We start from the raw sequence: 22,719 nt of genomic DNA, 5'->3' as shown, positions 1-22,719 counted from the left end.
GTTCTCCTCAAGAGGGCCGGGATCGGACGGCGGCGCGGGGCCGGGTGGGCTGCGCGGCGAGAGTGGGGCCGAAGAAGGCGACGTCCATGCGGTCGAGCACGAACTTCACCGCGCCGATCAGCGGCGCATCGGTGCCGAGCACGGTCGAGCGGACGTCGACGTCGAGTGTTCCGAGGGCGCGCATGGCCACGGTGACGCGGGGCAGGAGGAGGTCCTCCGCCTCCTCGAGGCCGCCGCCGAGCACGATGAGGTCGGGCGAGACCGTCCACGACAGCGTCGACAGCAGCGCGGCGAGATGGTCGACGAAGGCGTCGAGCTCGCGCAGCATCTCGGGGTCGCCCGCGCGGGCGGCATCGGCCGAGCGGTGCGCGAGCTCGCGCTCCGCCTCCTGCGGAGAGGTGAGGAAGCCGAAGGGAGTGTTCTCCATCCCGGCGGTGGCGAGCGCGCCGGCCTCGATCAGCTCGCCCGCGGCGCCGCGGAAGCCGCGGTGCACCGCGCCGTTGATCACCAGGCCGACGCCGGTGCGGTTGCCGAGGATGCACCAGGCGGAGGTGGCCGAGTCGGCCGCGACACCGCGCCACCGCTCGGCGAGTGCGGCGAGGTTCGCATCGTTGTCGGCGAAGAACGGGACTCCGAGGCGGTCCGCGAGAGCGTCCGCGAGAGCGAAGCCGTTCCACCGCCGCGAGTTGACCAGCCGCGTGACGACGCCGCGCTCGTCGATCGCGCCACCGGCCGCGACCGCTCCCGCGTGGATCCGCTCACGGGGCAGCCCGGATGCGGCGACGGCCTCCTCCACTGCGTGCACCACGTCCTCGACGGAGGCCTCGGGCGAGGAGTACTCGCGGAGCGGCCGGAGCGACCGCCCGAGGATGCGGCCGCGGATGTCGCAGACCACGGCGGAGGCGAAGTCCGTGTCGATCCGCACGGCCGCGACGAGCGCGCGGTCGGCGCGGAACCGGAAGGTGCGCGGCGGGCGCCCGACATCGGCCTTCGCCGGATCGGCGGCGGTCTCGTCGACCCAGCCCTCGTCGCAGAGTCGCGCCAGGATCAGCTCGACCGTCCGCCGCGAGAGGGCGACCTCGCGCACGAGCACCGCCATCGTCACCGGCTCGTCGTGCTCGGCCAGCGCGCGCAGCACCACGCTGGAGTTCAGCCGGCGGAGCGTGCTGGGCGCGACTCCGGCCCTCATCGGCGCGCCTCGGCGACGAGCGGCAGCACGTCGTCGTAGCGGCCGGCGACGACCGAGGGCTCGACGTCGTAGACCCGGGCCGGGTCGCCGGCCTCGCCGCGGGCGGCGGGCCAGGCGGGGTCGTCTCCGCGGACGAACGCGACGAGCTCGCGGTGCATCGTGGTGGCGAGCGCCGCGGGAGGCTCCTCGCCGAGGACCCGCGTCGTCGCCTCCGCATCGAGATGGTCGAAGAAGAACGGCAGATCGAGGCAGTGGCCGGCACCGCCGATCGCGGGCGAGGTCCAGTCGAAGGCGTAGAGCCAGGTCGGTGCGGGGCCGTCGGCGCGGTTGCGCGCCACCTGCAGCACGGCGCGGCGGAACAGCAGATCGGTCGCCCGGGGCGGCGCGTCGGCGGCGCGATCGATCCGCGGGGTGTCGAACTCGTCGGCGGTCGCGCCGATCAGGAGGGGCTTGTCGCGCCCGGAGAGGGCGGTGGCGGTGGCCACGGGCTCGGGCAGCAGGCCGTCGCCCGTCACCGGGGCGAAGACGATCGCCGCGCCCGGCATCATCGTGCGGGCGGCGGTCTCGGAGAGCTCGTCGGGATCGAGGGAGGCGAACCCCGCGCGGTCGGGCTGGACGCCGAGGCCGTGGGCGAACGTCGCGACCTGCGCGGACGCCTCCTCGACGGGGACGCTGCGATCGGTGGGCGAGATCGCCACCGCGCGGGCGAAGAGCGGCTGCGCCTCGGAGCAGCCGAGCAGCGTGAGCACGGCCCCGCCGCCCGCCGACTGGCCGGCGATCGTGACGCGGGAGGGATCCCCTCCGAACGCCGCGATGTTCGCCTGCACCCAGCGCAGCGCCGCGAGCCAGTCGCGGACGCCGCGGTTGGCGTCCCCCTCGATCACCGCGAAGCCGTCGACGCCGAGGCGATAGGAGACCGTGACGACGATCACGCCGTCGCGCGCGAAAGCCGAGCCCTCGTGCCAGTCGCTGGAGGCCGCTCCGGTGACGTAGCCGCCACCGTGCACATAGACCAGAACCGGGAGCGCGGCGGCGTCGACCGGCGCGACGACGTTCAGATTCAGCGTGTCGTCGCCCGCGATCGAGTGCTCGGGGATCGTCGTGAACTCGAACGGGCGACCGCGCTGAGGTGTGGCCCCGTAGGCCGACGCATCGAACGGCTCGAAGAAGTCGGCCCGCTGCTCCGGAGCACGGAACCGCCGCTCACCGGTCGGCGCCTCGGCGAACGGCACGCCGAGGAAACGGGCCACCCCACCGTCGACTCGACCGACCACTGCGCCGCAGGGCGCCTGCACCGAGATGTCCATGCCCACTGACCCTCCGGGTCCCCTCACTTGAGGCCCGTCGCGACGATACCCTGCACGAAGTAGCGCTGCAGGAGCAGGAAGAGCACCAGCACCGGCAGCATCACCACCACCGCGCCGGCGAGCACGAGACCGTAGTCGGTGACGTTCTGCGAGGCCTGACTCGTCGCCGCGAGACCGACCGGGAGCGTGTAGGTCGACGCGTTCTGCGCCACGAGGAGCGGCCAGATGAAGTTGTTCCACGCCGCGAGGAACGACATGATCGTGACCGTCGCGAGCGCGGGCCCGGCCAGCGGCAGGAACACCTGCGCGAAGATCCGCATCTCGCTCGCCCCGTCGATCCGGGCGGCCTCGAGCAGCTCCTCCGGAATGCTCTCGGCGAACTGCCGCACGATGAAGATCGAGATCGGCAGCACGAGTGAGGGCAGCGCGATGCCCGCGAGCGTGTTCACCAGCCCGAGGCGCACCGTGACCACGAACTGCGGCACGAAGACGGCCGAGAACGGCATCATCAGCGCGATCAGCACCGCGATCGTCGCCGCGCGCTTGCCCGCGAAGTCGAGCTTGGCGAGCGCGTACCCGGCGGCCGCCGCGGCGACCAGGTTGCCCGCCACCACGACCCCCGCGACGACGAGGCTGTTGCCGAGGTAGCCGGTGAAGCCGGCCTGCGAGAACAGGCGCCCGAAGTTCTCGAGCGTCGCCTCGGTCGGGAGCCACGCCCCCGGATTCGCACTGATGTCGGCCGTCGTGCGCAGCGAGCCCGAGAAGACCCAGACGAACGGCAGGAGGGTGATCACGGCGAGCACCGTCAGCACCGGGTACAGCACGGCCCGGCGGAGGCGCTCGGACGAGGCTCGGGTGCGCGACGGGTGCTCGGCTTCGACGCGCGGCGGGGCCGGCGGGGCGGGAGCGAGCGGAGGGGCGGTGACGGTCATGAGCGGGACCTCAGCAGACGGAACTGCAGCACGCTGACGAGCGCGACGATGAGCAGGAGGAGGAAGGACGCGGCGGAGGAGACTCCGATGTTGCCGAAGCCGAACTGGTGGTAGGTGTACAGCGCCATCGACTCCGTGGAGCCGAGCGGGCCGCCGCCGGTGAGCAGGTAGGGCTCGTCGAAGACCTGGAGGAAGAACACCGAGAGCAGCACCGAGACGAGCAGCGTCGTGGGCATCAGCAGCGGCACGGTGATCGAGATCAGCCGGCGCCACGGCCCCGCCCCGTCGAGCGAGGCCGCCTCGTGCACGTCCTCGGGGACCGACTGCAGGCCCGCCAGGAAGAGCAGCATCGCCGTACCGAAGTTGCGCCAGATCCCGAGCAGGATCACGACCGGCATCGCGAGGTTCTCGTCGCCGAGCCAGTTGGGCCCGGCGAACCCGATCGCCCCGAGGAACTCGTTGATGGTGCCGTTCTGGTTGAACGCGTACTGCCAGATCAGCGCCACCGAGACGATGTTGGTGACGACCGGGGCGTAGAACAGCGCCCGGAAGACGCCGCGCAGCCTCCGGATGCCCGTGTTGAGCGCCAGGGCGAGCACGAAGCCGACCGCCATCGTGAGCGGCACCCCGATGACGACGAAGTAGAGCGTGTTCGCCACCGCGCGGAGGAACGCGGCGTCGCCGAGCAGGACCGCGTAGTTCGCGAGGCCGGTGAAGTCGACTCCGAACGGCTGCTGCAGGTCGGCCCCGCGGATGTCGGTGAGGCTCATCGCGAGGGAGGCGATCACCGGGATCGCCGTGAACACTCCGAAGATCACCACGAACGGCGCGAGGAAGAGCCAGGCGATGCCGGTGTGCCTGCTGTGGCGCTGCCGCGGGGCGGGCCTGCCGGGGAGCGCGGTCACGGCCACGCGATCACTCCGTGCCGATGGAGGCGGCCTGCTGCTGGGCGGCGGCCATCGCGTCGGCGACCGACTCCTTGCCGCGGGCGACCTTCTCCATCTCCTGGCCGAGGACCGTGGAGACCTGGGTCCAGGTGGTCACGGCGGGCAGGGGCTCGACGTCCTGGAGCTGGGTGAAGAAGGCGCTCAGCAGGGGCTGGTCGGCGATCGAGGGGTCGCTCCAGGCGTCGACGACGGCGGGCATGCTGCCGGCGGCGGTGTACTGCGCGATCTGGGTGTCCTCCTGGGCCATCTCGCGCACGACCTTCCAGGCCGACGTCGCGTTGTCGGAGGAGGCGGTCACGCCCCAGCTGCCGCCCGCGAGCTGGCCGGCTCCGCTCTCGGGGCCGGCGGGGAGCACGGCGGTCGCGATGTGGGAGGCGGTCCAGCCCTCCTCGGCGGCGGTCTCGTCGAGCGTCGCGACGACCCACGGGCCGCTGATCATCGAGCCGGTCTGCCCCGAGACGAGGTAGGGCTGAGCGTCGAGGAACTGCGGGGTGTCGGGCGAGGAGACGCCGGAGGAGAAGAAGGAGGCGTTGAACTCGGCCGCCTCGATCATCTCGGGGCTGTCGAGCTGCCACTCGGATCCGTCGTCGCTGAGCAGATCGGCGCCGGCCTGGTGCGCGAAGGTCGCGAGGGTCTGGCCGTTGTAGGTGTCCCAGCCGACGTCGGCGCCGTAGCCGGACTCGGCGCCGCCGGCCTCGAGGCCCTCGAAGAACGGGATCGTCTCGTCCCAGGTGGCCGGGGCCGTGACTCCGCCGGCCTCGGCGAAGTCGGAGCGGTAGATCAGCACACGCGTGTAGGCGTACCAGGGCACGGAGTAGGTGGTGCCGTCGTACTCGCCGGCGTCCCAGGAGCCCTCGAAGAAGCTGTCGGAGTCGACCAGGTCGTCGGGGACGGGCGCGAAGGCGTCGGACGCGAGGAACTGGGTCTGCGCCTCGGTGTAGAGGAACGCGATGTCGGGCGCGGTGCCGGCGGCGACGGCGGTCTGGAGCTTGGTGTTGTACTCGTCGGAGGGGACCAGCGTCACCTCGAGGTCGAGGTCGGGGTTCTCGGCCTCGTAGTCGGCGAGGACGGTGTCGAGCTGCTTGGCATCGCCGTCGGGGGCCCAGAGGGTCACGGTGCCGGTGGCGGCCGAGTCGTCGACGGTGAGATCGGCGGAGGCGGCGCCGGAGTCGGTGCCGCGACCGCAGCCGGCGAGGGCGAGGGCCGTGACGGCGAGGACTCCGCCGGTGAGGAGGAGGCGGGAGCGGGGCGGGGCGGTGCGCGTCATGGTGGCTCCAGGGAGTTGTGATACTTCGTAGCGGAAGTGAGCGGAGGAGTCGCACGCGCTCCGCCCGGTCGACGGAGTTATGCGATGTTGTAGCGGAAGTGCCTCGAGAAGAACCCGGACTCAGCCGGGTCGTGTCCGACGGTAGTGAGCGCCTGTTTCCGCCGCATTTCCTCCGGCGCACGTTCTGATGACGTCCGTTCGGCGGGCGTCTCGCGGGGGAACCCCGAATCGCCGGAGCCGCCCGTCGGGGACGACTGTCTCGACGGTCCGGGGTTCCCTCGGTATCACGTCAGGGGCGCACCAGCGTCTTGATGGCGCGGCGCTCGTCCATGGCGGCGTACGCCTCCGCGATCTCCTCCAGCGGCAGCTCGAGGTCGAAGACGAGGCCGGGCTCGATCGCGCCGCTGAGCACGTCGGGGAGGAGCTCGGCCATGTAGCCGCGAACGGGTGCGACACCGCCGTTGACGCCGACGTTCGAGCCGAACATCTGGCGCACGGGCAGCTCGGGCCCGCCGTTGGGGACGCCGACATAGCCGACCATGCCGCCCGGGCGGGTGGAGTCGAGGGCCTGCTGCATCGACTCCTTGGTGCCGACGCACTCGAGGACGCAGTCGGCGCCGATGCCGCCCGTGAGCTCGCGGACCGCGGCCACTCCCTCGTCGCCCCGGGTGTCGACGATGTGCGTCGCTCCGAAGCGCGTGGCGAGAGCCTGGCGGGAGGAGTGCCGCGACATCGCGATGATCGTGGTCGCCCCGAGGCGCTTCGCCGCCAGAACGGCGCAGAGGCCGACCGCCCCGTCGCCGACGACCGCGACGGTCGAGCCGGCAGCGACTCCGGCGGAGACGGCGGCGTGGTGTCCGGTGCCCATCACGTCGGCGAGCGTGAGCAGGCTCGGGATGAGGGCCGGGTCGGGGTCGGTCCCGACGCGGAACAGCGTGCCGTCGGCGAGGGGGACGCGCACCTTCTCGCCCTGAGCGCCGTCGGCGAAGCCCTGCTCGCCGACCTCGGCGCCCCACCAGCCGCCGGTCAGGCAGGACGTCGAGACGCCGTTGGCGCAGTTGGCGCAGGTGCCGTCGCAGACGTAGAAGGGCGCGATGACGAAGTCGCCGACGGCGATGTCGTGCACGTCGTCGCCGATCGACTCGACGACCCCGACGAACTCGTGGCCGATGCGGTGCGCCTCCTTCGTCGGGGTCACGCCGCGGTAGGGCCACAGGTCGGAGCCGCAGACGCACGCCGCGGTGACACGGACGATCGCGTCGCGGCCGGTCGAGAGGACCGGGTCGGGGACCTCCTCGAGTCGGATGTCGCGCTCGCCGTGGATGAGTGTTGCTCGCATGGGGGCTCCTGGTCGGGAGGGGATCGGGGGACGCCTCCACGGTACGCCGGGGGTCGGCGGCGGCGAGGGGCTCTGTCAGGGGCTTGCGGTGGCGGAGCGGGCCCGAGAGCCGGCGGCTCGGTCACGGTGGCGCCTCCTCCCAGCCGTCGCTGCCGACGACGACGTGCGCGAGGAACCGCAGGCCGCACGCCTCCGCCCCCTCGATCAGGACGCGCGTGGCCGCGCGGTCGGACGGCAGCACCCGCGCCGACCCGGGGTGCGAATGCGCGAGCGCGACGGTCGCGGCGCCACGGGCCAGGACCTCGGCGAGGACCCCCGCGACGGGCAGCTCCGCGTGCGTGGGCGGCCCGTCGGCGAGGGCGAGCACGTCGCGCACCGCACCCGCGTCGGTGAGGGCGACGGCGAGCACCGTCTCGACGGGGCGGGCGGCGAGCAGCGGCGTCACCAGGGCCGCGAGGGAGGCGGCGTCGAGGACGCGGGCGGCGCGGCCGGCTCGGTTCATCCTCCGCCGCAGCTCGAAGGACGCGACGATGCGGCACGCGGCGACCTCGCCGATGCCGCGGTGACGGGTGAGATCGGCGACGCCCGCCCGCGAGACGGCGTCGATGCCTCCGAACCGTGCGAGCAGCCGCTGGGCGACGACGGTCGCGTTGGCCCCGCGGACGCCCGTGCCGATGAGGATCGCGAGGGTCTCCGCATCTGTCAGCGACTCGGCACCGAGGGCGCGCAGCCGCTCGCGCGGGCGCTGCTCGGGCGAGAGATCGGCCATGCGGAGGCCCGCGGGCGGCTCGGGGAGGGGAAGCATGAGCGCGACGCTACTCACCCGCTGCGCCCGCCGACCGGCCGATCCCCACACCTGTGGACGGATCGCCCCCTCGCCCACCCTGTGGAGGAGCCCCGCCGCGTCGAATCCTCAGAAGTTGTCGTACTCGGCGCTCGAGTACGACAACTTCTGAAGTCTCGAGGCCCCTCCGGTGGGAGGGGGCGCGCCTACGCTGATGCGGTGAGGCCGGCCGACACGGTCAGCGCGTCGCCGTCGTCGGCGACCTCGACCAGCACCACGTCGCCGTCGCGGATCGAGCCGTCGAGCAGCGCCGTCGCCAGCTTGTCGTCGATCTCGTGCTGCATCAGCCGGCGCAGCGGCCTCGCCCCGAACTGCGGGTCGTAGCCGCGCTCGGCCAGCCAGCCCCGCGCCGCGGGCGTCACCGCGAGCTCGAGCCGCCGCTCCCCCAGCCGGCGCGAGAGCCGGTCGACGTAGAGCGACACGATCTCGCCGAGCTCGGTCCGGTCGAGCGCCTGGAAGATCACGATGTCGTCGAGGCGGTTCACGAACTCGGGCTTGAAGGCCTGGCGCACCATCTGCTGCACGGCCTCCTCCTTCTGCGACCGCGACAGCGTCGGGTCGATCAGGAACTGCGAGCCGAGGTTCGAGGTGAGGATGAGGATCGTGTTGCGGAAGTCGACCGTCCGCCCCTGACCATCGGTCAGCCGGCCGTCGTCGAGCACCTGCAGCAGGATGTCGAACACCTCGGGGTGCGCCTTCTCGACCTCGTCGAGCAGCACGACCGAGTAGGGGCGGCGTCTCACCGCCTCGGTCAGCTGGCCGCCCTGCTCGTAGCCGATGTAGCCGGGAGGGGCGCCGACGAGCCGCGAGACGGCGAACTTCTCGCCGTACTCGGACATGTCGATGCGCACCATCGCCTTCTCGTCGTCGAAGAGGTGGTCGGCGAGCGCCTTCGCCAGCTCGGTCTTGCCGACACCGGTCGGCCCGAGGAAGAGGAAGGAGCCGGTGGGCCGGTCGGGGTCGGAGATGCCCGCGCGGGTGCGGCGGACCGCGTCCGACACCGCGGACACCGCCTCGTTCTGCCCGATCAGGCGGCGGTGCAGCTCGGTCTCGAGGTGCAGCAGCTTCTCGGTCTCGCCCTGCAGGAGCCGCCCGACGGGGATGCCCGTCCACGCGGCGATGACGGCGGCGATGTCGTCGGCCGTCACCTGCTCGTTGACCATGCGGCCCTCGGCGGGCTCCTCCTCCTTCTCGGCAGCGGCGAGGTCGCGCTCGATCACCGGGATGTCGCCGTAGAGCAGGCGGGAGGCGCGCTCGAGCTTGCCCTCGCGCTGGGCGCGCTCGGCCTCGATCCGCAGTGCGTCGAGCTTGTTCTTGAGGTCGCCCACGCGGTTGAGGGAGGCGCGCTCGCGCTCCCAGCGCTGCTGCAGCTCGGCGAGCTGGGCACCGCGGCGGGCGAGATCCTCGCGCAGCTTCTCGAGCCGCGCCTTCGAGGCCTCGTCCTTCTCCTTCTTCAGCGCGAGCTCCTCGAGCGTCAGCCGGTCGACGGAGCGGCGCAGCTCGTCGATCTCGACCGGCGCGGAGTCGATCTCCATCCGCAGGCGCGACGCGGCCTCGTCGATGAGGTCGATGGCCTTGTCGGGCAGCTGACGGGCGGTGATGTAGCGGTTCGACAGCGAGGCGGCGGCGACCAGCGCGGCATCCGCGATGGCGACCTTGTGGTGCGCCTCGTAGCGCTCCTTCAGCCCCCGCAGGATCGCGATCGTGTCCTCGACGGTCGGCTCGCCGACGAACACCTGCTGGAACCGGCGCTCGAGGGCCGCGTCCTTCTCGATGTACTGGCGGTACTCGTCGAGGGTGGTCGCCCCGATCATCCGCAGCTCGCCGCGAGCCAGCATGGGCTTGAGCATGTTCGCGGCCGCGACCGAGCCGTCGCCGCCGCCCGCGCCCATCAGGGTGTGCAGCTCGTCGATGAAGGTGATGATGCGGCCGTCGGAGTCGTTGATCTCCTTGAGGACGGCCTTCAAGCGCTCCTCGAACTCGCCGCGGTACTTCGCTCCGGCGATCAGCGCCGAGAGGTCGAGGCTGACGAGCCGTTTGCCCTTGAGGCTGTCGGCGACGTCACCCGCGACGATCCGCTGCGCGAGCCCCTCGACCACGGCCGTCTTGCCGACGCCGGGCTCGCCGATCAGGACGGGGTTGTTCTTGGTGCGGCGCGTGAGCACCTGGCTGACGCGCCTGATCTCGGCGTCCCGGCCGATGACCGGGTCGAGCTTGCCGCTCGCCGCGATCGCGGTGAGGTCGACGCCGTACTGCTCGAGTGCGGACTGCTCGTCCTGCTGACCGGCCTGCATGATGCCCTCCCGTGAGCTCGAAAGTTGATGTCGCTTGACTCAACTTTAGCTCCGCTGCGACCGTTCCGGGCGGCGTGCCGCAGATCAGGCCGTGAGCAGCTCGTCGCCGCGGAGGGTGCGCAGCGCATCGCGCAGGATCGCCCGCAACCGCGGCTCGCCGATCCCGGTCAGCGCGGCGATCTCGGGCTGGGAGTAGCGGCCCGCCGAGGCGAGGAGGAGGAGCTCGCGGTCGGGGCAGCTCAGGGCGAGGAGGCCGTCGCCGAGCGGGCGGCGGCTGGTCTCCGCGCTCGAACCGAGCGTCTCGCAGAGCACCTCGAGCAGCCAGAGCACGGGTTCGGAGGCACGGGCGCCCTCAGCGGCACGTCGCCAGACCGCGGTGAAGGCCTCGGTGCAGAGGCGGTCGCGCACGGTGCGCTCCGAGTGCACCGTCTCGACGGAGGAGGTGAACAGCACGCTGAAGCGGTCGTAGAGCTCGCCGAACGCGGCCCGATCGCCCGCAGCGACGAGGCGGAGGAGGTGCGCCGCAGACTCGGCCAGCCCCGAGGGGCTGCCCTCCGGACGCGCCTGCGCGTCATCGGTCCCTGCATTCACCCGGACAGAGTGTCACCGCAGAAACGACAGCGGCACCACTTGTTTCAGGACGCCGCCAGGAGTAGGTGCCCTGATCAGGGGTCACCCGCTCGGGGGGTGCTCAGAGGCGGGGCCAGCGCGCCCGCGCGAAGCAGAACGCTCCGTACGCGATCAGGCCGACGGCCACTCCGCTCAGCAGCGCGACTCCGAAGGGCAGCTCGACCAGCGTCTTCAGCGCCTCGTCGAGCCCGCCCGCCTGCGAGGGGTCGTGCGTCACCGCCGCGATGATGATGAGCACGCCGAGGACGGCGAGGACGACTCCCTTGGCCGCGTAGCCGACGATGCCGAGCCAGGTGACGACCGTGCCGGCCGTGCCCGCGGGCGTCGCGATGTTCTTCTGGAACTTCTTGCTCACTCCGCGGTACACGAACACCCCGCCCACGACGAGGACGGCGAGGCCCGCGATCACGAGGAGCACGACTCCGCCCGGAGCCTGGAGGACCTGCGCGCTCGCGCTCTCGGAGGACTGCGACGAGCTGGAGCTGCCGCCGAGGGCGAAGCGGAGCGTCGTCACACCCAGCGCCGCGTAGACGATCGCCTTGGCCGCCTCCTTGGCGCGCTTGCCCCAGGTCTCGGCGGTGCTCTCGCCGGGCGAGACGAGGAAGACCTCGAGCGCACCCCACAGCGCGAGCCCGAGCAGGCCCACGGCGCAGACCCACAGCACGAACACGCCGCCCGGCTGCGCGGCGAGCGCGGCGAGCGCGCCCGTCTGGTCGGCCTCGCCTCCACCGCCTCCCGCGATGCCGAGCGCGATACCGCCGATGAGGAGGTGCACGAGTCCGTTCGCGGCGAAGCCGAAGCGGGCGAGCGTCCGCACCGCCGTCGAATCCTGCGCCTCGTTCGCCGTGCGCTTGGCCTGTGTTCCCGACTGAGTGTTCACAGCTGGACGGTAGCTGTTTCCACACCTCCGCACAGCCCCTTGCACCGGCGCATCGGGCCTGGCGAGCGGGTCCGGGGCACTCCGGGCGTCGGTCGGCGAGTGGTTGTCCACACCTCTCCACAGGGTTATCCACACCTGTGGAGGGCTGGGGAGAGGTCGATGCAGGGGCCGGGGACGGCTCAGACGTCGACCGCGCGGACCAGCCCGTCCTGCACGCTGCCGAGCCAGTCGTAGACGCTGCGGATGGCCTCGCCGTTCTCGCCCTCGGGCTCGACGTCGTCGGTGTCGACGATGCCGAGGCGCACGGCCAGGGCGAGCCGCATATCGGTCAGGGCGCGGAGCCAGGACAGCGCCTGCGGAGGCTCGAGTCGCACGGAGACCTCGCCGAGGCCGGCGAAGATCCGCCCGTGCCGGGACGCGTCGTCGGCGTCGAGCGCCGCGGTGACCGCCCGGGCGTCGTCCATCTTGCGACCGGCCAGGTCGGCGCCGGTGAAGCGCCGGAACTCGGCCGCGGCCTCGACGTCGTCGCGGTAGGCGTCGGGCAGGAGGCGGGCGAGCGCGGGGTCGGAGCGCGCCTCCTCCGATGTGGCGCCGCGATCGAGCAGCTCGAGCATCTCGCCGGCGAGGTGTCGGAGGATCCCCGCCTCCTCGCGGTCGAAGCGGGCGACGGCGGCACCGGAGGAGTCGCGGCGGAAGGCGCGCATCAGCGGTCGCCGATCGCCGGTCGGCCGATCGCCGGTCGGAGGCTCGCGCGTCGGCCGGTCGCGCGTCGGCCGGTCACGCGTCGGCCTTCTGCAGGGTCGCCCACAGACCGTAGCCGTGCATCGCCTCCACGTGCCGCTCCATCTCCTCGCGGTTGCCGGTCGCGACGACGGCGCGACCCTCCGTGTGCACCTGCAGCATGAGGCGCTCGGCCTCGGCGCGGCCGAAGCCGAAGTAGCTGCGGAAGACGTACGACACGTACGACATCAGGTTGACCGGGTCGTCCCAGACCAGCACGATCCACGGCACGTCGGCGGCGGAGCGGGTCGACAGCCGCTCATCCGGGCGCTCGATCGTGTCAGGCATCCCCTCCAGCCTAGGTCTGCCCGCCACTCCCCGCGCGGGCGAGCTCCCTCCGCGAGACTCCAAGAGTTGTCGTAGTGGGCACTCGAGTACGACAACTCTTGGAGAGTCGCGGGAGCCGCTCCCCACGTGGCCACTCCGCAGAAGAGGGTGGAGGGGGGTTCGGGCGCGAGCCGCGTCAGGCCGACAGGCGCGGCAGCACCTCGCGGGCGAAGAAGTCGACGTGGTCGAGGTCGCGCAGGTCCATGAACTGCAGGTACACGCGCTCGGCGCCGGCCTCGCGGAGCGACTCGAGGCGGTCGACCGACTCGTCGACTCCGCCCGCGATGCCGTGCTCGCGCAGCTCGGCCGGCTCGCGACCGATGGCGGCGGCGCGGCGCGCGAACTCCGCCTCGGTGCCTCCGCCGACCGCGATCAGCGCCACCGAGTGCACGAGCGACGAGGGCTCGCGCCCGATCTCGCGGCAGGCGGCGTCGACCCGAGCGAAGGCGCCGGGGATCGCGTCGAACTCGGGGAACGGCAGGTTGAACTCACTGGCGAAGCGGGCCGCGAGGGCCGGGGTGCGCTTCGGGCCGCCTCCGCCCACGATCACCGGCAGCGGGAGGCGCGCCGGCTTGGGCAGCGCCGGCGAGTCGGTGAGCGTGTAGTGCTCGCCCGCGAACGAGTAGCGCTCGCCGACCGGAGTCGACCAGAGGCCGGTGACGATCTCGAGCTGCTCCTCGAGCAGGTCGAAGCGGCGCGAGGGGAACGGAATGCCGTACGCGGCGTGCTCCTCCTCGAACCAGCCGGTGCCGAGGCCGAGTTCGACGCGTCCACCGGACATCGCGTCGACCTGCGCGACCTGGATGGCGAGGATGCCCGGCGGGCGGTAGGTGACGGAGGAGACCAGGGTGCCGAGCGCGATCCGCTCGGTCTCGCGCGCGAGGCCCGCGAGGCTCGTCCAGGCGTCGGTCGGGCCGTAGCCGGCGTCGCCGTCGCCCATCCGGAGGTAGTGGTCGGAGCGGAAGAAGCCGTCGTAGCCGAGCGACTCGGTCGCCTGCGCGATGGCGAGGAGGTCGTCGTAGCTCGCGCCCTGCTGGGGTTCGGTGAAGACTCTGAACTGCATCGCTCCAGCCTGCCGCACCACAGCTCCCCGTGCGGCCTGGGCGGCTGCGTGTGCGATCTGCAGGCGATCCGGCGGAGGAGGTCGATCCTGCGAGAGGCGGCTCGCGATTCCGCTCCGATCGCCTGCAGACCGCACCCGCACCTGCAGACCGCACCCGCCTCAGACCAGCGCGCGCGCCGTGCCCGCCAGGATCGACCGGCGCTTCTCCTCCTCGCCGCGCGAGATCGACTCCGCGGCCGCGATCACCGCCTCGGCCTCGGCCGCCTTCACCACGACCACTCCGTCGGCGTCGCCCACGATCAGATCGCCCGGGGCCACCACCACGCCCGAGATCGCGACCGGCTCCTGCAGCCTCCCGGGCCCGTGCTTGTAGGGCCCGGCGGGGCTGACGGCCCGCGCGAACACCGGCATGCCCACCTCGCCGAGTGTGTCCGCATCGCGCACCGCCCCGTCGATCACGAACCCGGCCACGCCGAGCCTCGAGGCGCGCAGCCCGATCAGGTCGCCGATCAGCGCCCGGGTGAGGTCGCCGCCTCCGTTGACGACGATCACATCGCCGGGCGAGGCCGCGTCGAGCGCGCTGTGGATGAGGAGGTTGTCGCCCGGCCGCGTCCAGACCGTGAAAGCGCGGCCGGCGACGCGGGCGCCGGTCCAGACGGCACGCAGCCCGGAGGCGATCCCGAAGCGCTCCTGCGCGTCGCCGATGTTGGCGGTCGGAACGAGTCGGGCGCGGTCGATGAGCTCATCGGCGATGAGGGGTGCTCGTGTCATGAGAGGGGTCCTTTGCAGAGTCGAGCTATTCGGCGATGAGTTCTTCGATGATCGGCTTGGACGCGGTCTCGCGCTCCTTCCAGAGCGCGGCCACCTCCTCCGCCGACTCCCAGGTCGGGACGGTGCCCGCGGCCTCGAGCTTCTCGGCGACGGTCGGGTCCTCCGACGACGCCTCTAGCGCGGCCTCGAGTGCCGCCATGATCGGCTCCGGCGTGCCGGCCGCGGCCGAGATCGCGAAGTTGTTGGTCATGGGCTCGAGGTCGTAGCCGGCGTCCTCGATCGTCGGCACGTCGGGCAGGAACGGGCTCTGCTCATCGTTGATGACGGTCAGGATGTCGATCTCGCCCGACTTGTACTGCCCGATGAAGCTCGAGACGCCGCCGAGCGCGAAGTCGACCTCGCCCGAGACGAGGGCGGCGATCTTGTCGGCCCCGCTGTTGTAGTGGACGATGTTGAAGTCGAGCCCGAGCTCCTTCTCGATCGTGCGCAGGTTGACGTGGTCGTCGCCCGCCCGCGAGTCGGTGCCCACCGTGATCTCGCCCGGCGTCGCCTCGACGGCGTCGAACAGCTCCTCGAGCGAGCCGTAGGGGCTCGAGGTGTTGACGCCGATCACGACGTCGTTGAGCGCGAACGATCCGATCGGCGCGAAGCTCTCGCGGTCGAAGCCGGCCTGCTTGCTCGGGTCGAGGTAGCGGCCGAAGATCGACGGGATGTTGGTGAAGCCGATGGTCGTGCCGTCGGTGGCCGACGAGGCGAGGTAGTTCAGGCCGATGACCTGGCTCCCGCCCTCCTTGTTGACGACCTTGATGTTGGCGCCGAGCTCCTCGGACATCACGGGTGCCATGATGCGGGCCAGGATGTCGTTGCCCGCGCCGGCGGCGGAGGGGACGATCCACTCGATCGTGGTGCCGGCCTTCGGGAAGTCGGCGTCGGCGGCGGGAGCCGCGGCCGTGGAGGAGGTGCAGCCGGCCAGCAGGGCGGATCCGGCCGCGAGGGCGATCAGGGCCGCGGCGCGGCGGCGGGGCGGGTGGGTCATGAGACAGACTCCTTCGTCTTGTCGGTGGTCGAGGGGGTGTTCCGGGAGGCGCGCCGCGCGAGGGCGGCGGAGAGCGCGGGACGGACGGCTCCGAAGAGGACGGCGATCGCGATGACCGCCACGAGGGCGATGCTCAGCGGGCCGCTGACGAAGACGGAGTAGTCGCCGCGCGACAGGGCGAGCGAGCGCTGGAAGTTCTCCTCCAGCAGCGGGCCGAGGATGATCGCGAGCACCAGAGGGGTCAGCGGCACGGCGAACAGGGAGAAGAGGTAGCCGACGAGCCCGGCGCCGAGCATCACGAGGATGTCGAACGTGGAGCCGTTGATGCTGTAGGTCCCGAGGAACATGAACGCGATGATCACGGCCATCAGGTAGTGGAACGGGATCTTCAGCACCGCGACCCAGACCCGGGCGAGCGGGACGTTGAGGATCAGCAGGATGACGTTGCCGACCAGGAAGCTGGCGATGATCGCCCAGGCCACCTCGGGGTTGTCGCGGAAGAGCAGCGGGCCCGGGATGAGGCCGTTGATCGTGAACGCGCCGGCCATGATCGCGACCGTCGCGCTGGTCGGGATGCCCAGGGTGAACAGCGGGATCATCGACGAGACGGCGAGGGCGTTGTTGGCCGCCTCCGGACCGGCGACCCCCTCGACGGCGCCCCGCCCGAACTCGCCCGGGTGCTTGGACACCTTCTTCTCGAGGGCGTAGGAGGCGAGCGAGGTCGCGGCGCCGGGCGACCCTGGCAGCAGGCCCATCGCGAAGCCGATCACCGAGCCGCGGAGGTAGGGGAAGAACGAGCGGCGCAGGTCGGTGCGGGTCGGCAGCAGGCGGCCGACCTTCATCGGCTTCCGCGATCCGGAGGCGCCGCCGCGGGCCTGGGCGAGGATCTCGCTCATCCCGAACACGCCCATGACGACCGCCACGAGCCCCAGGCCGTCGAACAACTCGGGCATCGCGAAGGTGAAGCGCTGGACACCCTGGCCCTGGTCGATGCCGACGCTCGCGATGGCGAGGCCGACCCCGACGCTCAGGAGCGCCTTGACCGGGTCCTTGCCGGCGAAGCTGGCGACCAGCGCCATGCCCAGCACCGAGACGAGGAACAGCTCGGGGGCGCCGAACTCGAGCGCCAGGCGGCTGAAGGGTGCGACGAGGACGAAGCCGACGACTCCGACCAGGCCTCCGACGAAGGAGGCGATCGCCGCCGTGACCAGCGCTGGGCCGCCCCTGCCCTGCTTGGCCATCTGGTAGCCGTCGAGGGTCGTCGCGATCGACGACGCCTCTCCCGGGATGCGCAGCAGGACCGCGGTGGTGGTGCCTCCGTAGGCCGCGCCGTAGAGGATGGCCGCGAGCATGATGATCGCGGTCGTCGCGTCGAGCCCGAAGGTGACGGGGATGAGCAGCGACACGGCTGCGGCCGGGCCGAAGCCGGGGAGGACGCCCACGAGCATCCCGATGACGCAGCCGATCAGCGCGAACAGCAGGTGATCGGGCGTGAGGACGGTGAGCAGGCCGCCGAAGAGCTCTCCGAAGCCCATGATCACAGCCCCAGCACGGCGAGCGGCACGAGCGTCGAGTGCGGCAGCGCGGTGTTGAGCCACACCTCGAAGACGAGGCGGGAGGCGGCCGTCGTCGCGATCGCGACGACCACGGCGATCCAGACCTTCCGGCTGCCGACGAGCACCATCACCGTCGAGAGCAGGGCGACCATGGTGACGGAGTAGCCGAGCACCGGGAGCAGGAGGGCCGCGATCGCGACCGAGCCGACAACGACGGCGACGCGGAGCCAGCCCGCGCGGTCGGGGAAGTGCGTGTCGTCGATCTCGTCGTCCTCGCCCTGGAGGAAGACGCCGAGCGTCGAGTCGGACACCTCGTCGACGGGCAGGGTCGAGCGGGTGCGGTGGGCCCGGAGCAGCCGGAGCGACCACAGCAGGCCCGAGACGCCGACGAAGAGGCCGGCGACGAGCGGCATCACGCCGGCCCCGACTCCGGTGGGGGCGCTGAGGCCGTAGCCGGCGCCCGCCGCGACGAGGGCCGCACCGCCGAGCGTGCTGGCTCCGGCGAGCGCCCACTCGGTGAGCGTGCGGGGCTCGATCCGGTGGTTCGCGGTTCTGGGTTCGATCGTGGACATCCTCGTCCTCCGCCTCTCTGCGGTTTCCTCGAGTCGCGGCCGCCGCTCCGCTAACGGGCGACTTGCGACATTGCACAGAATTGCATGCACCTGCGAGACTGTCAACACAGGGCCGGGTAAGGTCCTCATCGACTCGAAGGGGAGTGCCGATGAGCTTCAAATCGGTGGTCGCGAGCAACACGCGGCCCATCAGTCCGTCCGAGCGGCGTGTCATGAGCGTGCTGCTGTCGGTCGACAACGCATCCGAGATCACCGCGTCCGAGATCGCGCTGCGCTCGCAGACGCACGAGTCCACGGTGGTGCGCCTAGCACAGAAGCTGGGCTACCGCGGCTACCCCGATCTGCGTGCCGATCTGCAGCGCGACGAGGGCTCGCGGATCGAGTCGGTGCCCGTCATGCGCGCCTCGACCGGGCACGACCTGCTCGCGTTCGCCGCCGACGAGGCCGCCTCGCTCGAGCGGCTCGCCCGCTACATCCCGCAGGAGTCGCTCGACGCGGCCGCCCGCGCGGTGCACGCGGCTCGCACTGTGTACCTCTACTCCAGCGCCGACGAGCGGGCGGCGCTCGACCTGCTCGCGGGGCGCCTGCGCCGGCTCGGCCTGGTCGTGGTGACGCTCGGCTACGGCGGAAAGGACCTCGCCGAGCACTTCGTCAGCTTCGACGCGTCGAGCGTCCTCATCGCCCTGGCGCTCCGGGAGGCGCCGACCTCGCTCCCGACGCTCGTCAGCGAGGCCCAGCGCCGCGGAGGCGCGGCGATCCTCGTCACCGACACCCCGGGCTACCACTTCCGGCCCGCGCCCGACCACCTGCTCGCCTCGCCCCGCGGCTTCGACTCCGAGTACAACACCCTCGTCGTGCCGATCGTGATCGCCTACGCCCTGCAGCTCGCGGTGTTCCACCTCGACCCGGCGTGCTACGGGGCGGTGCGCAGCGACATCGACGACTTGACGCGCCTAGTCGGCGGCGCCGACGAGATCCCGATGCGCCCGTCGTCCCGGTGAGGTGAGCGCCGGAGGATGGCGCCTCGCCCTGAGTGCGCAGGCGGCGCTCGCGCAGGCGGGCTGGGTCGGGGTGCGCCTGATGATCGGCTACCGCGCCGTCGAGCTCGGCGCCGACGCGCTGACGCTGGGGCTCGTCGCCGCCTCCTCCGCCGTGCCCGCCCTGCTCGGCGCCCTGCCGACGGGGCGCCTCTCGGACCGCATCGGCGGCTCGCGCGTCTCGGTGATCGGCATCGGACTCTTCGTCGTCGGTATCGCGGGCCTCGCCCTGCCGATCGGGATGCCGGGCCTCCTGCTGGCCGCGGCCGTGATCGGCCTGGGCAATCTGTTCGTGATGATCGGCCAGCAGACCTTCGTCGCGCACCGGGCCCGCGGAGGATCCAGCGACAGCGGATTCGCGACGCTCACCACGGCCGCCTCGCTCGGGCAGCTGCTCGGCCCGCCCCTGGTGACGCTCGTCGCGACCGTGGGTGCCGCCTCCGGTGCCGCCCCGAACGCCCTGCTGGGCGCCGCGGCGAGCGCCGGTCTCGTGCTGGCCGGGCTCACCGGTTCGCGGAGGCTCCACCTCGTCGACCGGGCGGCGCCCCGCCCGCAGGTCGACGGCTCGGAGGCGCTCGGGATGGCCGGACTCGCGCGGATCCCCGGCCTCCCCCGCTCGCTCGCGGTGAGCGCCGCGGTGCTCGTCACCGTCGATCTGCTCTACGCCTACATCCCGCTGTGGGCGACGGAGCAGGACGTGCCGGCAGTGGTCGTGGGACTCCTGCTCGCGATCCGGGCACTGGTCTCGGTGCTGAGCCGCCTCGGGCTCGCTCGCCTCGTCGCCCGGGTGGGCCGCAAGGCGCTGCTGATCGCGGCGATCACGGCCGGAGTCGCGTCGCTCGTCGCACTCCCGCTCGTCGGTGCGGCGGGGGCGGTGCTCGTGATGGTCGGGCTCGGGCTGGCGCTGGGCATCCCGCAGCCGCTGACGATGGCGTGGGTCGTGCGCATCACTCCGGAGGCGGTGCACGGCGCGGCGCTGGGGCTGCGGATGACCGCGAACCGGCTCGCGCAGATCGCGCTGCCGGTCACGATCGGTGCGGTGACCGGCTCCGCGGGCTCCGCCGGTGTCTTCTGGGCGAACGCGGCGGTGCTGGCCTCGGCCGTCGCGGTGACGGCCGGTGCCGACCTGCGCGACGACCCGGAGGCGTGAGCGGAGCGGGAGTCACCCGAAGCGCCGCACCGGACGCCCACCTCGGTCGGTGCACCGCGTCACGCCCGTCGACGCGTAGCGTCACTGCGGGGCCGAGCTCGATGCCCCGCCGATCCCGTGCCGCAGGAGGCCACCGCATGTCCCGTCCGCTCCGCTTCAACGCGTTCGTGATGAACACGCCCTCGCACACCCACCACGGTCAGTGGCGGCGGGCGGAGGCACGGCACGAGTCGTTCGAGGACCTCTCGTTCTGGGTCGAGGTCGCGCAGACCCTCGAGCGCGGCGTGTTCGACGCGATCTTCTTCGCCGACGTCGTCGGCACGTACGGAGCGGTCGGCTCCTCGCTCGAGGTCAACGCGCGCGAGGGGCTGCAGCTGCCCACCAACGACCCCTCCGTGCTGCTCGCGGCCCTGATCGGCGCGACCGAGCACCTCGGCCTCGCGATGACCAGCTCGATCCTGCAGGCGCACCCGTTCGAGTTCGCCCGGCGGATGTCGACGCTCGACCACCTGTCGAAGGGCCGCGTCGCCTGGAACATCGTCACCAGCTACCAGGAGAACGCCGCCCGCAACTTCGGACTCGACCGGCTGACCGAGCACGACGCTCGGTACGCGCAGGCCGAGGAGTACCTCGACGTCGTCTACAAGCTCTGGGAGGGCTCGTGGGACGACGACGCCTCGATCCGCGACAAGTCCGGCGCCTTCTCGAACCCCGAGGCCGTGCACCGGATCGACCACGTCGGCGAGCACTACCGCGTCGAGGGGCCGCACCTCTCGGCTCCCTCGCCGCAGCGGACACCGTACCTGTTCCAGGCCGGCTCGTCACCGGCCGGCCGCGCCTTCGCCGCGCGGCACGCCGAGGCGCAGTTCGTCGGCGGATCCACGACCGAGCAGACCCGCGAGCTGATCGCCTCGACACGCGCGCTCACCGTCGCCGCGGGCCGCAACGCGGACGACGTGCTCTTCTTCGCTCCGCTCTCGGTGATCGTCGGCAGCACCGAGCGCGAGGCCCGCGAGCGCGAGGCCGAGATCGACGCGCACACGAGCATCGACGCCCACCTGCTGCACGCCGGGATGAGCGTCGACCAGGCCGACGGACGGCCGTTCCCGCCCGAGACGAGGCTCCGCGACATCACCACGAACGGCAACCGCAGCACTCTCGAGTCGATGATCCGGCTGCTGCCCGATCGCGATGCGACCGTCGCCGATCTCGGGCGCCTCGCCGTCCGGAGGCACCCCCGCGTCGTCGGCACGCCCGAGCAGATCGCCGATGGGCTGGCCGAGCTGCGCGACGCGGGGGTCGACGGGATCAACCTGGCGCACTGGACGCTGCCCGACACCTACGTGGACTTCGTCGACCACGTGATGCCGGTGCTCCGAGAGCGCGGGCTGGCGCGCTCGCACTACGAGCCCGGCGGCCTGCGCGAGCGCCTGACGGGGTCGGCGCGGGTGGACCCGCGGCACCCGGCCGCGCGCTACCGCGGGGCCTTCCGCGCCTGAGCCCGGCCTGCTCGCGGTGCCCGACTCCTCGGAAGGCGCGCCCGACTGCCGCACCTTCCGAGTTCTCGCGGCTACTGCGTGTTGGTGAAGACGGCGTCCTGGTAGTCGAAGCTCGGGCTGAGCTGCATCACGATGCTCGCGGGATCGGCCAGCGAGTACGCCTCCTTCCAGGTGACCGAGCCACCGGGCAGGATCACCGTCGACGGGCTCGTGCTGATGTCGCCGGCCACGCCGTCGGTGTCGAAGATGCGCGACGCCTCGACTCCGCCGGAGGAGACGTCGGCGTAGGTGAACGGATCGAGATTCTGACCGGAGCCGTTCTGGATGGTGAGGGTGAAGACCACGTTGACCGCCTGGTCGGCGCCGGCCGCGTACTCGGTGGGAGTGAACTCCTCCGGCGCCGAGACCGTGAGGGTCACGCCGTCGGTGTAGGCGAAGGTGTCGCCGAAGCCGACGGTCAGGTCGTCGGCAGCGGCAGGAGGCGCGTCGTCGGCGGGCGTCTCGTCGTCGAACGGCAGCGGCTCCGCGCTCACCGACGAGGTCGGCTCGGGGAAGTCGGACGCGTCGAAGTCGTCCAGCGCCGTGGCGAGCTGCACGACGGCGACGATCGTGACGACGATCGCGATCAGGAAGCCGAGCACGCTCAGCGCGAGCCCCGCGATCGAGAAGCCGCGCGGCGCCTTGCGGCGCACCAGCGCGATGATGCCGACGACAACTCCGGCGATCGCGACCGGGAAGGCCAGACCGAAGACGAACGGCAGGACGGCGAGCACGACGGCGACGACGCCCAGCACCAGCGCGGTGATCGCGAGGCCGCTGCGCGTCGGTGCCGGCGGCGATCCGTACGGCGGGAGCGGCGCGTCGTTCGGCTCGGGAGCGGGCTGGACGGGTGGGACGGGGGGCGGCGGCATCGTCATGCCAGCAGTATGCCAGGGCTGGGAAAGGCCTGAGAGGGTCGCGTGCGGGGCTGATCAGAGCCCGGCCGCGCCCGCATCGACGGGCGCGGCCGCGGGTCAGCTCGGCGACGGAACGGCGGGCATCTCCTCGGGATCGTCGTCGGCGGGAACCGAGCCCGGAGCCCCGGTCTCGTCGATCTCGGCCGGGTCCTCCGGGGGCACCGGCAGGGAGTCGCCGTCGGGACGGGTCGTGTCGGTGACGTCCTCAGGGGCGTCGAATCCGAAGCTGCTCATGATCGCCTCTCCGCAGCGCACCGGGGAGGCGTCGCCGCTGTCGGCAGCCTAGGTCGCGCCTCCGACCCGGTCACGCCCTTGACGCGGCCGCCCCCGACCGGGGCCCGGC

Annotated in this window: 22 protein-coding genes; 3 read left to right on the top strand and 19 right to left on the bottom strand. The window is 72.2% G+C overall.

The features are described 5' to 3' along the window. Window positions 1–7: 7 nt before the first annotated feature. From ASG06_RS06720 to ASG06_RS06640, 17 genes are all read right to left on the bottom strand, one after another. Window positions 8–1,189, bottom strand: a complete 1,182-nt coding sequence (locus tag ASG06_RS06720; protein ID WP_056040079.1) for an ROK family transcriptional regulator — start codon at window positions 1,187–1,189, stop codon at window positions 8–10. Next, on the bottom strand, window positions 1,186–2,496 hold the full coding sequence (locus ASG06_RS06715) for a carboxylesterase family protein (protein ID WP_056040077.1): 1,311 nt from the start codon (window positions 2,494–2,496) through the stop codon (window positions 1,186–1,188). Before ASG06_RS06715 ends, ASG06_RS06720 begins: the two co-directional genes overlap by 4 nt. A gap of 23 nt (window positions 2,497–2,519) precedes the next feature. Beyond that, complete coding sequence (locus ASG06_RS06710) at window positions 2,520–3,428, bottom strand: carbohydrate ABC transporter permease (RefSeq protein ID WP_082498984.1); 909 nt, start codon at window positions 3,426–3,428, stop codon at window positions 2,520–2,522. Further along, entirely contained in the window at window positions 3,425–4,339 is a 915-nt protein-coding gene (locus tag ASG06_RS06705) for a carbohydrate ABC transporter permease (protein ID WP_056040075.1), read from the bottom strand. Before ASG06_RS06705 ends, ASG06_RS06710 begins: the two co-directional genes overlap by 4 nt. A gap of 4 nt (window positions 4,340–4,343) precedes the next feature. Continuing rightward, a complete protein-coding gene (locus ASG06_RS06700) occupies window positions 4,344–5,642 on the bottom strand; it encodes an extracellular solute-binding protein (RefSeq protein ID WP_056040073.1) in 1,299 nt (432 codons plus the stop codon). 289 nt (window positions 5,643–5,931) lie between these two features. Continuing rightward, entirely contained in the window at window positions 5,932–6,981 is a 1,050-nt protein-coding gene (locus tag ASG06_RS06695; RefSeq protein WP_056040070.1) for a zinc-dependent alcohol dehydrogenase family protein, read from the bottom strand. Window positions 6,982–7,102: 121 nt separating this feature from the next. After that, window positions 7,103–7,786: a JAB domain-containing protein gene (locus tag ASG06_RS06690; RefSeq protein WP_082498983.1), complete on the bottom strand. Its 684-nt coding sequence runs from the start codon at window positions 7,784–7,786 to the stop codon at window positions 7,103–7,105. Between the two features lie 185 nt (window positions 7,787–7,971). Continuing rightward, a complete protein-coding gene (locus ASG06_RS06685; RefSeq protein ID WP_082498982.1) occupies window positions 7,972–10,119 on the bottom strand; it encodes an ATP-dependent Clp protease ATP-binding subunit in 2,148 nt (715 codons plus the stop codon). Between the two features lie 84 nt (window positions 10,120–10,203). Beyond that, window positions 10,204–10,710: an RNA polymerase sigma factor gene (locus tag ASG06_RS06680; protein ID WP_056040065.1), complete on the bottom strand. Its 507-nt coding sequence runs from the start codon at window positions 10,708–10,710 to the stop codon at window positions 10,204–10,206. Window positions 10,711–10,810: 100 nt separating this feature from the next. After that, window positions 10,811–11,629, bottom strand: a complete 819-nt coding sequence (locus ASG06_RS06675) for a DUF1206 domain-containing protein (protein WP_056040063.1) — start codon at window positions 11,627–11,629, stop codon at window positions 10,811–10,813. Between the two features lie 179 nt (window positions 11,630–11,808). Further along, window positions 11,809–12,333 carry a DUF2017 domain-containing protein gene (locus ASG06_RS06670; RefSeq protein ID WP_056040059.1) on the bottom strand — a complete coding sequence of 175 codons (525 nt, stop codon included), beginning with the start codon at window positions 12,331–12,333 and terminating at the stop codon, window positions 11,809–11,811. A gap of 73 nt (window positions 12,334–12,406) precedes the next feature. Next, window positions 12,407–12,697, bottom strand: coding sequence for an ATP-dependent Clp protease adapter ClpS (clpS, locus tag ASG06_RS06665; RefSeq protein WP_056040054.1), 291 nt, complete (start codon window positions 12,695–12,697; stop codon window positions 12,407–12,409). A gap of 175 nt (window positions 12,698–12,872) precedes the next feature. Continuing rightward, window positions 12,873–13,799 (bottom strand): LLM class F420-dependent oxidoreductase, encoded by a 927-nt coding sequence (locus ASG06_RS06660; RefSeq protein ID WP_056040052.1) that lies wholly within the window; start codon window positions 13,797–13,799, stop codon window positions 12,873–12,875. A gap of 159 nt (window positions 13,800–13,958) precedes the next feature. After that, window positions 13,959–14,570: a methyltransferase gene (locus tag ASG06_RS06655; protein WP_056040050.1), complete on the bottom strand. Its 612-nt coding sequence runs from the start codon at window positions 14,568–14,570 to the stop codon at window positions 13,959–13,961. Between the two features lie 25 nt (window positions 14,571–14,595). Continuing rightward, entirely contained in the window at window positions 14,596–15,606 is a 1,011-nt protein-coding gene (locus ASG06_RS06650) for a tripartite tricarboxylate transporter substrate binding protein (RefSeq protein ID WP_056040049.1), read from the bottom strand. Further along, window positions 15,603–17,141, bottom strand: coding sequence for a tripartite tricarboxylate transporter permease (locus tag ASG06_RS06645; RefSeq protein WP_056040048.1), 1,539 nt, complete (start codon window positions 17,139–17,141; stop codon window positions 15,603–15,605). The genes ASG06_RS06650 and ASG06_RS06645 overlap by 4 nt, the downstream gene beginning before the upstream one ends. Before the next feature lie 2 nt (window positions 17,142–17,143). After that, window positions 17,144–17,734 carry a tripartite tricarboxylate transporter TctB family protein gene (locus ASG06_RS06640; protein WP_056040047.1) on the bottom strand — a complete coding sequence of 197 codons (591 nt, stop codon included), beginning with the start codon at window positions 17,732–17,734 and terminating at the stop codon, window positions 17,144–17,146. A 149-nt stretch (window positions 17,735–17,883) separates the two neighbouring features. Between ASG06_RS06640 and ASG06_RS06635 the strand changes: the two genes are divergently transcribed. The 3 genes from ASG06_RS06635 (at window position 17,884) to ASG06_RS06625 (ending at window position 21,420) form a co-directional block, all read left to right on the top strand. Continuing rightward, a complete protein-coding gene (locus ASG06_RS06635) occupies window positions 17,884–18,735 on the top strand; it encodes a MurR/RpiR family transcriptional regulator (protein ID WP_056040046.1) in 852 nt (283 codons plus the stop codon). Window position 18,736: 1 nt separating this feature from the next. Continuing rightward, a complete protein-coding gene (locus ASG06_RS06630; protein WP_056040045.1) occupies window positions 18,737–19,921 on the top strand; it encodes an MFS transporter in 1,185 nt (394 codons plus the stop codon). Window positions 19,922–20,058: 137 nt separating this feature from the next. After that, complete coding sequence (locus tag ASG06_RS06625) at window positions 20,059–21,420, top strand: NtaA/DmoA family FMN-dependent monooxygenase (RefSeq protein WP_056040042.1); 1,362 nt, start codon at window positions 20,059–20,061, stop codon at window positions 21,418–21,420. 71 nt (window positions 21,421–21,491) lie between these two features. Here the strand turns inward: ASG06_RS06625 and ASG06_RS06620 are convergent, their stop codons facing one another. Together ASG06_RS06620 and ASG06_RS06615 are read right to left on the bottom strand one after the other, a co-directional pair. Beyond that, a complete protein-coding gene (locus tag ASG06_RS06620; RefSeq protein ID WP_056040041.1) occupies window positions 21,492–22,337 on the bottom strand; it encodes a DUF4190 domain-containing protein in 846 nt (281 codons plus the stop codon). Window positions 22,338–22,433: 96 nt separating this feature from the next. Then, window positions 22,434–22,610 carry a hypothetical protein gene (locus ASG06_RS06615; protein ID WP_156465888.1) on the bottom strand — a complete coding sequence of 59 codons (177 nt, stop codon included), beginning with the start codon at window positions 22,608–22,610 and terminating at the stop codon, window positions 22,434–22,436. Between the last annotated feature and the right edge of the window lie 109 nt (window positions 22,611–22,719).

Source organism: Rathayibacter sp. Leaf185, assembly GCF_001423885.1.
In the GTDB taxonomy this organism is placed as follows: domain Bacteria; phylum Actinomycetota; class Actinomycetes; order Actinomycetales; family Microbacteriaceae; genus Rathayibacter.
The sequence above is the reverse complement of the archived record's forward strand: the minus strand, read 5'-3'. Positions and strand labels throughout refer to the sequence as shown.